The sequence below is a fragment of the Micromonospora sp. Utrum1 genome (genome assembly GCF_057197805.1).
Genome location: NZ_CM170071.1, coordinates 2,851,492 through 2,866,824, shown reverse-complemented (window position 1 = coordinate 2,866,824; position 15,333 = coordinate 2,851,492). Strand labels below are relative to the sequence as shown.

Here is a 15,333-nt window from a genome sequence, read left to right as displayed (position 1 = left end):
CCGGCCTAGACCGCGACCTTCTCCCGCTCGGCGGCCCGGGCGGCGAGCCGCCGTTCCCGCTCCTGCGCGCCGATCAGGTCGTCGGGGAGGGAGTCCTCGACCTCCAGGTCGAAGCGGCGCAGCAGGCGGATCGCGAAGCCGCCGAGGGTGATCAGGATCAGGATCACGCCGAAGCAGACGTACGCGAAGCCGATGCCGCGGCCCGGGCCGGTGCCGATCACCGCGCCCACCGGCCCGGCCAGCGCCCCGTCCGGGGCGAGCATCGGCTCGAACAGGGCGGTGGCGCCCGGCGCGAGCAGCGCGAAACCGATGGGCAGGGTGGACCAGGCGATGGTCTGGTTGAGGCTGAACACCCGGCCGTGGAAGCGCTGCGGCACCTTGACCTGGACGATGGTCGCGTAGATCGACTGCGCGGTGGTCATCGCCATGGCCAGCCAGCAGAAGCCGACGCAGATCATCGCCAGCGAGGCGTCCAGGCCGATCAGCACGCAGCCGACCGCGGTGCCCAGGTTGCCGATGAGCACGCCGATCATCCGCCGCTTGCGCGGGCCGCCCCAGAGCGACATGAGCACGCCGCCGGCCACCGCGCCGACCGCCTCGGCCAGCGCCACCTGGGCCACCTGGGTCGGGCCGCCGAAGGACAGCACCAGCGGGGTGGCGAGCACGAGCGCGGGCGCGAGGAAGATGTTGCCCAGCGCGAAGTAGCCGAGCATCAGCCGGAAGCCGCGGTGCTGCCACGAGTAGCGCAGGCCGTTGGCGATGGCCACCAGAAGTCGCTCCCGGGGCCGCCAGCCGAGCAGGTCGGGGAAGCGGACCACGGCCAGCGTGAGCACCGCCACCACGTAGCTGGCCACGTCGATGAGCAGGATGCCCTTCAGCTCGATCGCGGCCAGCAGGCCGGCCGCGAAGACCGGCATGAGCAGGGTTGCCACGCCGGTGGAGAGCTGGGTGATGCCCATGGCGTGGCCGAGGTAGCGCTTCGGCACCAGCTGCGGCACCGCCGACTGGAATGCGATCCGCTGGAACGACCCGGCGACGGAGCTGAACGCGACCAGCAGGTAGATGTGCCAGAGCACCAGGTTGTCGGTCCACAGCAGGGTGGCCAGGACCAGCTGGACGGAGCCGGCGACGGAGCTGGCCAGCATCATGATCCGGCGCCGGCTGACCCGGTCCACGACGGCGCCGGCCACCGGGAGCATCAGCACGCCGCAGATCAGCGCGAGCGCCCAGAGCAAGCCGAGATCGGCCACCGAACCGGTCCGGTTGAACAGCCAGATCGGCAGGGCGAACGCGGTCAGCGCCGACCCGGTGCTGGAGACGAGCTGCCCGACGGTGATCGCCAGGAAGCGGGCCATGCTCGGCTTGACCGTGGGGACGGCCGGTTGCTCCGCCGCGCCGACCGCCAGCCGGTCGAGCACCGCCCAGCCGGCGTCCTCGCCCCAGGCCTGTGGGCCGAGGTCGGTGACGTCGCCGGCGACCACCGCCGGGTGCACCCGGGTGACGATCTCGGCGAGTTCCTCGGCGCGGTACTTGAGGAAGAAGTGCCCGGCCTGGTCGAGGACGACCAGCCCGAGGGTGTCGCTGAGGAACTGCCACTCGGCGTACCGCTCGCGGTGGTAGTCGGTGACCGGGTCCTCGGATCCGACCACCGAGATGATCGGGGCGCGCAGCTTCGTCGCCTGCCGGTCGAGCAGCCGGGTGAAGTACTCCTCGGAGGCGCGGGAGTCGGCCCGCATGTTGCTGATGATCCGGTCGGCCTGCTCCGGGTCCAGCTCGTCGGTGTCCACCCCCATCGACTTGAGCCAGCTGGCGTAGTGCTTGTTGCTGCGCAGCTGTTCGAGGCGGTTGCGGGCGGCCGCGAAGAAGCCCTTGGGTCGGGCGAACGGGAACATCGCGCCGATGTAGACCGCGTCGAGGTCCCGCCCGGCCGCCTCGACCTTGCGGGCCACCTCGGCCACGATGGCGCTGCCCACGCCGCAGTGGCCGTAGAGGGCCAGCGGCCCCTCGACCCGTTCCAGGATCTCCTCGGCCACCCGGGTGGTCAGCTCGTCGAAGGGCAGCGCGTCCTCGCTAAGGCCGACGTCGTGGCCGGGGATGGCCAGCGACCACAGCGCGTGCCCGGCCGGCAGCGCGTCCGCGAGGGGCTGGTAGACGATGGCGCTGCCGCCGCCGTACGGGACGCAGACGTAGGTGAGCACACGCTGGGCGGCGGGGATCGGCTTGGTGAGCTCGTAGAGCAGCCGGCGCGGGCCGGCCTCGGCGGCGTCGCCGGCGATGAACGCGGCCAGGTCGCGGATGGTCCGCTGCTGGAACAGGTCCATGACGCCGACCGCCCGACCGCCCAGCTCCGCCTTGCGGATCTTCGCGACCACCTGGGTGGCGAGCATGGAGTGCCCGCCCAGGTCGAAGAAGTCGTCGTCGATGCCGAGCGTGTCGACGCCGAGCACCTCGGACCAGATGGCGGCGAGCGCCCGCTCGGTGTCGTCGCGGGGCTCGACCAGCGCCACCGACGCCTCGCGGGTGACCACCGGCGCGGGCAGCGCCCTGCGGTCGAGCTTGCCGTTCGGGGTCAGCGGCAGCGCGTCGAGGGTGACGAACGCGGCCGGCACCATGTACTCCGGCAGCGTCTCCTTGAGCGCGGCCTTCACCGCCGCGTGCTCGGCCGGCCCGACCAGGTACGCGGTGAGCCGCTTGTCGCCGGGGCTGTCCTCGCGGACGATCACTGCGGCCTCGGTCACCCCGGGCTGCTCGCGCAGCGCGCTCTCGATCTCGCCCAGCTCGATGCGCAGGCCGCGCAGCTTGACCTGGTGGTCGATCCGGCCGAGGAACTCGATGACCCCGGTCCCGTCCGGCGCGACGACCCAGCGGGCCAGGTCACCGGTGCGGTAGAGGCGGGCGCCCGGCTCGCCCGACCAGGGGTCGGGGACGAACTTCTCGGCGGTCAGCGCCGGCCGGCGGTGGTAGCCGCGGGCCAGCCCGACGCCGCCGATGTGCAGCTCCCCGGCGACCCCGACCGGGCACTCGGCGCCGGCCGGGTCCAGCACGTGCAGCCGCAGGTTGGCGATCGGCGCGCCGATCGGCACGCCGGTCACCTCCGCCAGCCGAGCCGGGTCGCAGTGCCAGGCGGTGACGTCGATGGCCGCCTCGGTCGGGCCGTACAGGTTGTGCAGGCCACACCAGGGCAGCCGGGCGGTGAAGTCGAACGCGGAGGCCAGCGGCAGCTCCTCGCCGGAGCAGATCACCCGGCGCAGCGCGGTGGCCGCCTCGATGCCCTCCTCGGCGAGGAAGACGGTGAGCATCGACGGCACGAAGTGGGCGGTGGTGATCCGCTCGGCGACCAGCAGGTCGCGCAGGTAGGCGGCGTCCTTGTGGCCGCCGGGCCTCGCGAGCACCAGCCGGGCGCCGGTGCGCAGCGGCCAGAAGAACTCCCAGACCGAGACGTCGAAGCTGGCCGGGGTCTTCTGGAGCACCGCGTCGTCGGCGCCCAGGCCGTACGTCTTCTGCATCCAGTCGAGCCGGTTGACGATGCCCCGGTGGGTGTTCGGCACCCCCTTGGGCCGGCCGGTGGAGCCCGAGGTGTAGATGACGTACGCCAGGTGCTCGGGGCCGGCGGTGGGCGCCGGGTCGGTGGCCGGCTGGTCGGCCCAGACCGTGGCGTCGTCGAGGGCGAGCACGGTGGCCGCGGTGGCCGGCAGCACGTCGCGCAGGTGCTCCTGGACCAGCACCACGGGCGCGTCCGCGTCGGTGACCATGAAGGCGAGCCGGTCCGCCGGGTACTCCGGGTCCAGCGGCAGGTAGGCCCCGCCGGCCTTGAGCACGCCGAGCAGGCCGGCGACCAGCTCGATCGAGCGTTCCGCGCAGACTCCGACCAGGGTCTCCGTGCCGACGCCGGCGGCGCGCAGCCGGTGCGCGATCCGGTTGGCCGCCGCGTTCAGCTCGGCGTAGGTGAGGCTGCGGTCCTCGATGGTGACGGCGACCGCGTCCGGGGTGGCGGCGGCGCGCTCCTCGATCGGCCCGTGCAGCGTCTGGGTACGCGGGAAGTCCGCGGCCGTGTCGTTCCAGCCGGCCAGCAGCTCCCGCTCGTCGGCGGGGAGCAGCGCCAGCCGGGAGACCGGGGTGTCCGGGGCGGCGACGATCGCGGCCAGCAGGGTGGTCCACCGCTGCGCCATCCGCTCGACGGTGTCCCGGGTGAACAGGTCGGTGTTGAAGACCAGCTTGCCCCAGAGGCCGTCGACCGTCTCCACGGCGTGCAGCTCGAAGTCGAACCGGGTGGCCCGCAGCTCCATCGGGGTCCACTCAAAGCTGACCTCGTCGGCGCGGGACACCCCGCTGAACCGGCCCATCTCGTAGTTCTGCAGCACGAACATGGCCTGGAACACCGGGGAGCGGCTGACGTCGCGGGGCAGGCCCAGCTCGTGGACCACCTTGGCGAACGGCACCTCGGCGTGCTCGAAGCCGTCCAGCACGCTGCGCCGGGTGCGCGCCAGCAGCTCGGCGAAGGTGGGGTCGCCGGCCAGCTCGGCGCGGAGCGGCAGCATGTTGATGAACATGCCGACCACGTTCTCCAGCTCGGGCGCGGAGCGGCCGGCCACCGAGGCGCCCACGGCGAAGTCGTCCTGGCCGGAGTGCCGGGCCAGCAGCACCTGGTACGCGGCGAGCAGGGTCATGAACAGCGTGCCGCCGCTCGCCCGGGTGAGCGCGTTGAGCGCCTCGGTGGCCGCCGGGTCGAGCTGGAACTCGACGAAGTCGCCGCGGTAGGTCTGGGTGGCCGGGCGGGGCCGGTCCAGCGGCAGCTCGAGCGGGGTGATCCCGGCGAGCCGCTGCTTCCAGTAGTCGACGTGCGCCCGGGCCCGCGGGCCGTCCAGCTCGGCGGCCTCCCAGACGGCGAAGTCGCCGTACTGGACCGGCAGGGCGGGCGGCTCGCCGCCCCGGTAGAGGGTGATCAGGTCACGCAGCAGCACGTCCACCGACCAGCCGTCGCCGACGATGTGGTGCTGGCCGAGGAAGAGCACGTGGTCGTCGACGTTCATCCGGTCCGGAGCGCCGTCCTGCGGTGCGGAGGCCGGATTGTCGCCGTCGGCGGCCAGCCGGATCAGCAGGGCGCGCAGCAGCGGCCCGCGCGCCAGGTCGAACGGCTCGGCGGCGGCCGCGTCGACGAGGGCCTGCGCGGCGGTCTCGTCGGGGGCGTCCACGATGGTCAGTGGCACCTCGACCACGTCCTCCACCACCACCGTGGGGCGGCCGTCGGCGTCGGCCGGGAAGCGGGTGCGCTGCGACTCGTGCCGGGCGGCGAGCGCGGCCAGGGCCGCGCGCAGCGCCTCGACGTCGAGCGGGCCGCGCACCCGCAGCGGCACCGCGATGTGGTACGCCGCCTCGCCCGGGGCGAGCTGGTCCATGAACCAGACCCGCTCCTGGGCGTACGACAGCGGCACCTCGGCGCCGGCGGGCCGGGGGGTGATCCGGGCCGCCGGGGCGGCCTGGCGGGCGCGCAGTCGCTTGGCGATCAGCGCCTGCCGGGCCGCCTCGCGGGCCGGATCCTTCAGGTCGGTCATCAGCTGGTTCCCTCTTCCGCCGCGAGCAGCGCGGCGACCTCGCTGTCGGAGAGCCCGTCGAGCTCGGCGGCGATCCGCTGCTCGATCTGGGCGGCCAGGTCCGCCACCACGGGGCTGCTGAACAACGCCCGCATGGGCAGCTCGACGTCCACCTCGGCGCGGATCCGGGCCATCGCCCGCATACCGCGCAGTGAGTTGCCGCCGAGGGTGAAGAAGTCGTCCAGGGCGCCGACCTTCTCCACCTGGAGGATCTCGGCGTACACCTCGGCGACCAGGGACTCGGCCTCCGTGCGCGGCGCGACGTAGGCGTCCTCGGCCGGGGCGGCGGCCGGGGCGGGCAGCGCGGCCCGGTCCAGCTTGCCGTTCGGCGTCAGCGGCAGCGCGTCGAGCCGGACCAGGGCCGCCGGCACCAGGTGCGCGGGCAGCTCCCGGGCGAGTTCGGCGCGGACCGACTCCTCGTGGGCCGGGCCGACCAGATAGCCGACCAGGGTCGGCTCCCCGGTGTCGGTGCGCACCGCCGCGGCGGCCGCCCGGACGTCCGGGTGGGCCAGCAGGGCGGCCTCGACCTCACCCAGCTCGATCCGCATGCCGCGCACCTTCACCTGGTCGTCCCGGCGGCCCAGGTACTCCAGGGTGCCGTCGGGCCGCCAGCGGGCCAGGTCGCCGGTGGCGTACATCCGCGCGCCGGGCGGGCCGTAGGGGCAGGGCAGGAAGCGCTCGGCGGTGAGGCCGGGGCGGCGGTGGTAGCCGCGGGCGAGCTGCGCGCCCGTGACGTACAGCTCGCCGACCACGCCGGGCGGCACCGGCTGGAGAGCGGCGTCGAGCAGCAGCGCCCGGGTGTTCCAGGTGGGCGTGCCGATCGGCACCGGGCCCGGCGGGACCGGCTCGCCCGGGGCGATCCGGGCGGCCACGCAGCCCACGGTGGCCTCCGTCGGGCCGTACTCGTTGACCACCGCCACGTCGGGGTGGGCGGCCCGCCAGCCGGCGAGCTGCTCGCCGGTGAGCGCCTCGCCACCGATCACCAGGTCGGCGGTGGGCGACAGCTCGCCGTCGAGCAGCGGCAGGTGGCTCGGGGTGACCTTGAGGAAGGCCGGGCGGCCACCGGCCCGGGCGGCGGCGTCGTCGATCGCGGCGAGCCGCACGGTGCCGCCGGCGGTGAGCGTGCCGAGCAGGCCGGTGACGGTGAGGTCGAAGGAGACCGGCGAGTGCAGCAACGCGGTGCCGGCCAGCCCCGGGTAGGTGTGCCGGGCCCAGGCCAGGTAGGCGGTCACCGCCCGGTGTTCCACCACCACGCCCTTGGGCCGGCCCGTGGAGCCGGAGGTGTGGAGCACGTACGCCGGGTGCTCGGGGCGCAACGGGGCCCGGCGGTCGGCGTCGGTCAGGTCGCCGTCCGGCTGGTCCGCGCCGAGTTCGCCGTCGAGCACCAGCGCCTCGCCGGGCACCAGGGCGGCGGTGTCCGGGGTGGCCACCACGAGGGCCGGCGCGGCGTCCTCCAGCAGGTAGGCGATCCGCGCGGCCGGGTAGCCGGTGTCCACCGGTAGGTACGCGGCGCCGGACTTCAGCACGGCCAGCATCGCCACCACCAGCTCGCAGGAGCGGGGCAGGGCGAGCGCCACCCGGGTCTCCGGGCCGGCGCCGCGGGCCACCAGCAGCCGGGCCAGCCGGTTCGCGGCCGCGTTCAGCTCGGCGTAGGTCAGCGGCACGCCGCCGCAGACCAGCGCGGTGGCCTCCGGGGTGGCCGCGGCCTGCCGCTGCACCTCGTCGACCACCGTGGCCGGCGGCACCTCCCGTGCGGTGTCGTTCCAGGCGCCCAGCACCAGGTCGCGCTCGTCGTCGGTGAGCAGCGGCAGCGCGGCCACCGGGCGCTCCGGTTCGGCCACGGCGGCGGTGAGCAGCCGGACGTACCGCCGCACCACCGTCTCGGCGGTGGCCCGGTCGAACAGCGCGGTCCGGTAGACCAGCCGGCACTCCCCGGCCGTGATGTCGAACGCCAGGTCGTCCTTGGTGGTGCCCAGCTCGGCCGGGTCGAGGCCGGAGTCCGGGATGTAGTTCAGGGCGGTCTGGAAGATCGGTTGCACCGACGGGTCGCGCTCCGGGTCGACCGCCTCGACGATCTTCTGGAACGGGGTCTGCCCGTGCTCCATGGCGTCGACCAGGCCGTCGCGGACCCGGCCGAGCAGCGCGGTGAAGGTCGGGTCGCCGGAGACGTCGCAGCGCAGCGCCACCGGGTTGACGAACATGCCGATCAGCGGGGCCACTTCGGGGTTCTCCCGGCCCGCGGTGGAGACGCCCACGACCACGTCGGTGTCGCCGGAGATCCGGGACAGCAGCGCCGCGAAGGCGGCCAGCAGCACCATGTACGGCGTGGCCGCCGCGCCGGCCGCCAGCCTGCCGACCCTGTCGAGCAGCCCGTCGGGCAGGTCGAAGCGGACCTCGTCGCCGGCGAAGCCGAGCTGCGCGGGGCGCGGCCGGTCCAGCGGCAGGTTGGTCACCGGCGGCGCGCCGGCCAGGTGACCGGTCCAGAAGGCGAGCTGCCGGTCCAGTTCCGCGCCGGTGAGCTGGTCGCGCTGCCAGACCGCGAAGTCGGCGTACTGGATGGGCAGCTCGGGCACGGCGGGCTCGGCGCCGGCCTGCGCGGCCGCGCTGAACGCGGCGAGTTCGGCGTGGAACAGCACCGCCGAGTGGCTGTCGAAGACGGCGTGGTGCACCACGAAGACCAGCACCCAGGCGTCGTCCAGGCGGACCAACCGGGCCCGCCACAGCGGCGGCGCGTCCAGCGGGATCGGGGTGCGGGCCAGCTCGGCCCGGATCGCCTCGAACGCGGCCCGCCGCTCGGTTCCGGGCAGGTGGCGCAGGTCGGTGGTGGGCAGCGGGGCCGGCTCGTGGGCCCGGACCACCTGCACCAGCGCGCCGTCGTCGACCCGCAGGTGGGTACGGAGCGCCTCGTGCCGGGCCACCACCCGGTTGACGACGTCGGCGGCCACGTCGGCCCCCATGCCGGCCGGGAAGCGCCACGGGATGGACACGTTGAACACCGGCGAGCCGGCATCGAGCTGGTTGGCCATCCACACCCGCTCCTGGGCGAAGGAGGCCGGGAAGGTCCACTCCTGACTCATGAGTGGGCCTCGCGGACGGAGCGGGGACGCATGTCGGTCCAGACCGTGTCGATGTGGGCCAGGCACTCCTCGCGGGTGCCGGCGAAGCCGGTGTCGTGCCAGCCCGCGGGGAGGTCCCGGTCGGCCGACCAGATCGAGTACTGCTCCTCGTCGTTGCGGACGACCAGGAATCGGGGTTCGGCCATCTCAGTTCGCTCCAGGGGTGTCGGGGGTGTACGGCTCGGCCATCGCCACGGCGATCTTGCGGGGACCGGTGAACGGCTCCCGGCCGTGCGCGGCGGTCATGTTGTCCACCACCAGCACGTCGTCGCGCTGGTAGTCGAAGCGGACCGTGGCCGCCCGGTAGGCGGCACGCAGGTGGTCCATGACGTCGGCGGGGATCTCGCCGCCGTCGCCGTAGTAGGTGTTCGACGGCAGCCCGTCGGCGCCGAACATGGCCAGCAGCCCCTCCTGGTAGTCCTTCGGGAGGGTGCTCACGTGGAAGAAGGTGGCATGGTTGAACCAGCGCGGGGCGGCCGAGCCGGGCCGGTGGTGCACCACGTCCCGCACGGCCCGGGTGCGCAGGCCGTCCTTGCCGACCCACTCCACGCTGATCCCGTTGGCCGCCGCGTACGCCTCGACTTCGGCGCGGTTCTCGGTGTTGAACACCTCCTGCCAGCGGGTGCCGAAGTCGCCGTGGAAGTTGCGCACCAGCATCCAGCGCCGCCGGACGAACTCCTCGCGCACCGCGGGGTCGATCAGCTCGTGGACCCGGCGCACGTCGGCGAGCGGGGTGGCGCCCTGGGTCTCGGGCGCCGTGATGCAGTAGAAGAACAGGGTCAGCGGCCAGCGCGCCTGGTACGAGTTCTCGTTGTGCAGGAAGATCTCCTCGTCCGGCGGGTAGTCGGTCGAGGTGTAGACCCGGCCCTTGATGGAGTGCCGGGGCGAGGAACGCTCGGTGTAGGTCAGCGGTTCGCCGGACAGGGCGCGGACCATCCCGTCGAAGCCGTCCACCCCGCCGACGTCGAAGCCGCGGAACAGCAGCCCGCCGTGCTCGACGAGGGTGGCCCGCAGCTCGGTGCGGCGGGCCGCGATCAGGTCGGTCAGGGCCCGGCCGTCGTTCTCGACGACCACCGGCAGCGTGGCGATCGTGTCGCTCATGATGCGGTGTCTCCTTGTTCTCGAAGGTCAGGCGCGGGGCAGCCGCGGGATGGCCGGGATCGCCGCCGGCGCGGCCGGTTCGTCAGCGGGTTGGCTGGCCCGCAGCTCCTCGATGCGGGCGGCGAGTCCGGCGACCGTGGGGGTCTCGAAGAGGCTGCGCATGGGCAGCCGCACCCCGGTGGCCTTGCGCATCGCGGCGATCAGCTGCACCGCGACCAGCGAGTTGCCGCCGAGGGCGAAGAAGTCGTCGTCCACGCCGACCTCGGTCACACCGAGGCCGTCCCGCCAGACCTGGGCGATGGTCTTCTCCAGCTCGGTCGAGGGCGCGGCCGAGCCGCCGCCGGCGCCGCCCGTCGCGGTGGCCGGGGCGTCGGTCTCCGCTTCCAGGCTGTACGTGGTCACCCGGGCCGAGCGCCGCCGGATGTCGGCGACGGTGCGGGTGGTGATGACCACCTGCGCGCCCAGGCCGGCGGTGAGGCTGCGGCGGAACGCCTCGGCCCCGTCCACCGGCCGGATGTCCTCGGTGACCGGGGCCGGCGCGGCCCCGGCGCCGGCCGGGGCGTCGGTGAGGCCGCCGGTGACCGCGCCCTGGTCCACCTTGCGCAGCACGAAGTCGCTGATCGCGACCAGTTCCCGGCCCTCGGTGTCGCGCAGCGACAGGTCGGCCGCCACCACCTCGTCGGTGGCGCCGGGCCGGTGCCGCAGGTGACTGTGGAAGGTGGCCGGCAGCGCCCCGCGCACCACGATCCGGCCGTACGACAGCGGCAGGTAGGTGCCGGAGCCCTGGCCGCGGCCGAACGCGGTGGCCACGTCCAGCAGCGCCGGGTGCAGCCCCCAGGAGGGCAGGTCGCCCAGCGCGGCGGCGGGCGCCTCGACCCGGGCCAGCTCCTCCCCCTCGGTCAGGTGGTGCTCGGCCAGCGCGGCCCAGCGGGGGCCGAAGGTGAGCATGCTGGTGCGGCCCCGGCCGAACGAGGAGTCGTCGTCGACCCGGCGCCCGGCGACGGCGGGCGTGCCGGCCGGTGGGGCGGGCTCGGTGGTCCAGCCCGCGGCGCCGCGTACGTGGGTGCGGAGCTGGCCGGCGGCCAGGCTGGCCACGGTGAAGTCGACCCCGTCCTCGGCGGGCGTCAGCTCCACCCGGTACTGGGCGACCGTGCCGTCCGGCACCGAGAACGGCTCCAGGAAGACCACGTCGCGCAGTTCCACGGCGGCGTCCGGCCCCGGCGCGGGCAGCGCGGCGGTCACCGCGGCCCGCACCGACTCCAGGTGGGCGGTGCCCGGCACCACCGGCACCCCGCCGATCCGGTGCTCGTCGAGCAGCCAGTGGGTGGCGGCGGAGACCAGGCCGTGCAGCACGGTGCCGTCCGGACCGGCCACCTTCGTGGTGAGCACCGGGTGGTCCACCGGGCCGGTGACGGTGTCCCGGCCGGCGGCCCGGAAGGCGGCCGGCGCGTTGGTCTCCACGGCCATGCCGACCTCGGCCCAGCCGCCCCAGTTCTGCGACACGACGGGGGCGCGGAAGCCGGCGCCGGAGCGCGCCCAGGCGTCCAGGAAGGTGTTCGCCGCGCAGTAGTCGACCTGGCCGAAGCCGCCGATCACCGCGGTGATCGAGGAGCAGAGCGCCACGAAGTCCAGCGGCAGGTCGCCGAAGACCTGGGCCAGGGCGAGCGTGCCGGCGAGCTTCGGGGCGAGCACCCGCTCCGCCTCGGCCCGCTCCTTGATCTCGGCCATGCCGCCGCCGGGCAGGCCGGCGGCGTGCACGATGCCGTCCAGCCCGCCGAACCGGGAGACCGCCGCCTCGCGTACCCGGCGCAGGTCGTCGGGGTCGGTGACGTCGGCGGCGAGCACCAGCACCTCGGCCCCGGCCGCCTCCATCCGGCGGATCGCCGCGATGGCCCGGCCGGCCCGGTCGGCGCCGCCGCGCACCGCCAGGTGCTCGTCCCACCGGTCCCGCTCGGGCAGGCCGGAGCGGGCAAGCAGCACCAGCTTGGCCCGGGCCCGGCGGGCGAAGTCCTCGGCCAGGGTGACGCCGATGCCGCCGAGACCGCCGGTGATCAGGTAGCGGCCCGCCTCGCGCAGCACGCCCGGGGAGTCCTCGGCGTCGACGGTGATCTGCTCGTAGCCGGCCACCCAGCGCCGGTCGCGGCGCAGCGCCACCTCCGGGTGCTCGGGGTCGACCGGGCCGCGCAGCTCGGCCGCGAGCGCGGCGACCCCGCGCGCGGCGGTGTCCGCGTCGACCAGGCGGACGGTGAGCCCGGGCAGCTCCACCGGCAGCACCCGGGCCAGGCCGGCCAGGGTGGCGTGCTCGGGCCGGACCAGGTCGTCGCCGCGCACGTCGCCGATGCCGGCGGTGACCAGGTCGAGGTGGATCCCCGCCTCGTCGGCGGTCAGCCCGGCGCCGGCGAGCGCCTGCACCAGGTGCAGCGCGCTGAAGAAGCCCCGGTCCTGGGCGGCCCAGGCGGCGGCGATGTCGGTGCCGGCCGGCTCGCCGTCGAGGGCGTAGGCGTGCACGATCCGGCGGGGCAGGCCCGCGCCGAGCGCGGCGACCAGCGCCTCGTGGTCCTCCCGGGCGCCGGGGCGCAGCCGGAAGCCGGTGGCGGTGGCGGCGAAGGCGTCGCCGGCGCGTACCTCGACCGGGTTGTCGCCGGCGGCGCGCAGGGCCGCGACGAGCGCCTCGCCGCGCGGGCCGTCGGCCAGGACCAGGCACCGGCCCAGCGGGACGACGGTCCGCGCCGGGGCGGCCTGCCGCCACACCGGCACGGCGAACCACTCGGGCAGCGGCCGGGGCCCGGTCTCGACCGGGGTCGTCGCCTGCTCCACCGGGTCCGGGTCGACCCAGTAGCGGCGCCGCTCGAAGGGGTAGGTGGGCAGGGGCACCCGCCGTGCGCCGGGGTCGACGGCCAGGGTCACCGGCACCCCGGCGCACCAGAGCGCCCCGGCGGTGCCGAGCAGGGTGGCCAGGTCGCCGGTCGGCTCGCCCGGCCCGGGCAGGCTGCCCAGCGGGGTCAGCTTCCGCTGCGCCTCGGCGGCCTTGGCGACCTGCATCCGGGCCAGGTTGGCGAGCTGCCGGCCGGGGCCGCACTCCACCAGCGCCCAGGTGCCCTCGGCGAGCAGCGTGGCCACGCAGTCGCCGAAGCGGACCGGCCGGCGTAGGTGCGCGGCCCAGTACGCCGGGTCGGTGGCCTGCGCCTCGGTGATCCAGGTGCCGGTCACGTTGGACAGGAACGGCACGGCCGGCGGGCGCAGCGGCACGCTGGCCATCAGCGCGGTGAACTCGTCGAGGATCGAGTCCATCATCGGCGAGTGGAAGGCGTGCGAGGTGCGCAGCAGCTTGGACTTGTTCTTGCCGCCCAGGCTCGCGGCGAACTCCTCGACCAGCGCGGTCTCGCCGGCTACCACGCAGGTGCCCGGGCCGTTGACGGTGGCCACCGACAGCCCGGCGGGCAGCCGGTCGGCAACCGTCGACTCGTCCAGCGTCACGGCGAGCATCGAGCCGGCCGGCAGCGAGTGCATGAGCCGGCCGCGGGCGGCCACGACCCTCAGTGCGTCGGGAAGGGTGAGCACGCCGGCCACGGTGGCCGCGACGTACTCGCCGATGGAGTGGCCGATCATCGCGGCCGGGGCGACCCCGGCCCGCTGCCAGGCGGTGGCGAGGGCGTACTCGACGGTGAACAGGGCGGGCTGGGTGTAGCGGGTCTGGGTGAGTTTCTCCCCCGCCTCCGGGTCGCGGCCGAGGATCAGGTCCCGGATGTCCAGGCCCAGCTCGGGACGGAGCAGCTCGGCGCACTCGTCCACGGTGGCGGCGAAGGCCGGGTCCTCGGCGTAGAGCTCGGCGCCCATGCCGGCGTACTGTGACCCCTGGCCGCTGAACAGGAAAGCGACCCGCGGGGCGGGGCCGTCGAGGACGCCGCGGTGGCCCTTGCGCCTGTCCCGCAGGGCGGCCGCCGCCGTCGGCAGGTCGGTGGCGACAACCGCGGCGCGGTGCGCGTACTGCTGGCGGCCGACCCGCAGGGTGTGCGCGACGTCGGCGAGCAGCTCGGGACCTCCCGCGAGACCGTGCTCCAGGTGGTCGGCGAGCCGCTTCACCGCGGTGTCCAGCGCGGTCGGGGTCTTCGCCGAGACCTGGAGCAGGTGCGCCGGGCGGACCCGCCGCTCGGTCCGGTACGCGGCCGGCGCCTCCTCCAGCACCACGTGCGCGTTGGTGCCGCCGATGCCGAACGAGCTGACCCCGGCGCGTCGCGGCCCGCCGTCGGTGTCCCACTTGGTCAGCGTGTTCGCCACGTAGAACGGGGTGTCGGCGAAGTCGATGGCCGGGTTCGGGGTCTCGTAGTTGATGGTCGGCGGGATCAGGCCGTGTTCCATGGCGAGCACCGTCTTGATCACGCTGACGATGCCGGAGGGCTGGCTGAGGTGGCCGATGTTGGACTTCACCGAGCCGATGCCGCACCAGCCCCGGTCGTCGGTGTCCTTCGTGTACACCGCGGCGAGGGCGGCGATCTCGATCGGGTCCCCGAGCGCGGTGCCGGTGCCGTGCGCCTCGACGTAGCTGATGGTGCGCGGGTCGATGCCGGCCAGGCCGACCGCCTGGGCGACCGCCTCCATCTGCCCGTCGATGCTGGGGGCGGTGAAGCCGACCTTGCCGGCGCCGTCGTTGTTGATCGCGTTGCCGAGCACCACGGCGCGGATGGTGTCGCCGTCGGCGATCGCGTCGGAGAGGCGCTTGAGGAGGGTGACCCCGACGCCGCTGCCCCACACCGTGCCGTTGGCTGCGGCGTCGAAGGGGCGGCACCGGCCGTCCGGCGAGGTGAAGCCGTCCATGCCGAGGTAGCCGACGTGCGGCAGCTCGATGTTGACGCCACCGGCCAGGGCCATGTCGCACTCGCCGTTGCGCAGCGCCTCGCAGGCGAGGTGGAACGCCACCAGCGAGGTGGAGCAGGCGGTGTGCACGGTCAGGCTGGGCCCGCGCAGGTCGAGGCGGTAGGAGACGTTGGTGGCCACGTAGTTCGGCGAGTTGCCGGTGGCCAGGGAGACCGCACCGTGCGGGCTGCCGCCGACCCGCTTGTTGCGCAGCACGTTGCGGTGCAGGTAGGTGTTGCCGCCGGTGCCGGCGTACACGCCGACCGCGCCGTCGTAGCGGGCCGGGTCGTAGCCGGCGTCCTGGAGCGCGGTGTAGCAGGTCTCCAGGAAGAGGCGGTGCTGCGGGTCGGTGATCTCGGCCTCGCGGGCGGTCATCCCGAACAGGCCGGCGTCGAACTCGTCGTAGCCGTCGACCAGCGGGGCCCGGCTCACCCAGCCGGGGTCGTCGACCTCCTCGGGGGTGGCGCCGCGGGCGAGCTGCTCCTCGCGGGTCAGCTCGGTCACCGACTCGACGCCGTCGACCAGGTTGCGCCAGAACTCGTCTACGTCGGCCGCGCCGGGTAGGCGGGCGGCGAGTCCGACGATCGCGATCGGGTCGATGCCGTCGTCGGTGGCGGGAATGTCGTTCTGCATCCGGGTTGTCCTTAGCTCACGCGGTGCGTCGGGGAGGG

The 15,333-nt window shown here is 74.7% G+C and carries 5 protein-coding genes; all 5 read right to left on the bottom strand.

Going from position 1 to position 15,333, the window contains the following annotated elements:
- Positions 1 to 5: 5 nt before the first annotated feature.
- Genes AC0OLQ_RS13590 through AC0OLQ_RS13570 form a run of 5 tightly spaced genes read right to left on the bottom strand, consistent with a single transcriptional unit; the run spans position 6 to position 15,295 of the window.
- Complete coding sequence (locus AC0OLQ_RS13590; RefSeq protein WP_484531602.1) at positions 6 to 5,552, bottom strand: amino acid adenylation domain-containing protein; 5,547 nt, start codon at positions 5,550 to 5,552, stop codon at positions 6 to 8.
- Complete coding sequence (locus tag AC0OLQ_RS13585; protein WP_484531601.1) at positions 5,552 to 8,668, bottom strand: non-ribosomal peptide synthetase; 3,117 nt, start codon at positions 8,666 to 8,668, stop codon at positions 5,552 to 5,554. Before AC0OLQ_RS13585 ends, AC0OLQ_RS13590 begins: the two co-directional genes overlap by 1 nt.
- The gene (locus AC0OLQ_RS13580) at positions 8,665 to 8,853 is read right to left on the bottom strand and encodes an MbtH family protein (protein WP_107078253.1); all 189 of its coding nucleotides are present in this window, start codon (positions 8,851 to 8,853) and stop codon (positions 8,665 to 8,667) included. Before AC0OLQ_RS13580 ends, AC0OLQ_RS13585 begins: the two co-directional genes overlap by 4 nt.
- Position 8,854: 1 nt before the next feature.
- A complete protein-coding gene (locus AC0OLQ_RS13575) occupies positions 8,855 to 9,808 on the bottom strand; it encodes a TauD/TfdA family dioxygenase (RefSeq protein ID WP_484531600.1) in 954 nt (317 codons plus the stop codon).
- 27 nt (positions 9,809 to 9,835) lie between these two features.
- Positions 9,836 to 15,295 carry a type I polyketide synthase gene (locus AC0OLQ_RS13570; protein ID WP_484531599.1) on the bottom strand — a complete coding sequence of 1,820 codons (5,460 nt, stop codon included), beginning with the start codon at positions 15,293 to 15,295 and terminating at the stop codon, positions 9,836 to 9,838.
- Positions 15,296 to 15,333 lie beyond the last annotated feature (38 nt).

What these genes read in the sequence shown, in the direction of transcription:
- AC0OLQ_RS13580 (WP_107078253.1), bottom strand. Translation starts at nt 8,853, where the DNA reads ATGGCCGAACCCCGATTCCTGGTCGTCCGCAACGACGAGGAGCAGTAC.
- AC0OLQ_RS13575 (WP_484531600.1), bottom strand. Translation starts at nt 9,808, where the DNA reads ATGAGCGACACGATCGCCACGCTGCCGGTGGTCGTCGAGAACGACGGC.
- AC0OLQ_RS13585 (WP_484531601.1), bottom strand. Translation starts at nt 8,668, where the DNA reads ATGAGTCAGGAGTGGACCTTCCCGGCCTCCTTCGCCCAGGAGCGGGTG.
- AC0OLQ_RS13570 (WP_484531599.1), bottom strand. Translation starts at nt 15,295, where the DNA reads ATGCAGAACGACATTCCCGCCACCGACGACGGCATCGACCCGATCGCG.
- AC0OLQ_RS13590 (WP_484531602.1), bottom strand. Translation starts at nt 5,552, where the DNA reads ATGACCGACCTGAAGGATCCGGCCCGCGAGGCGGCCCGGCAGGCGCTG.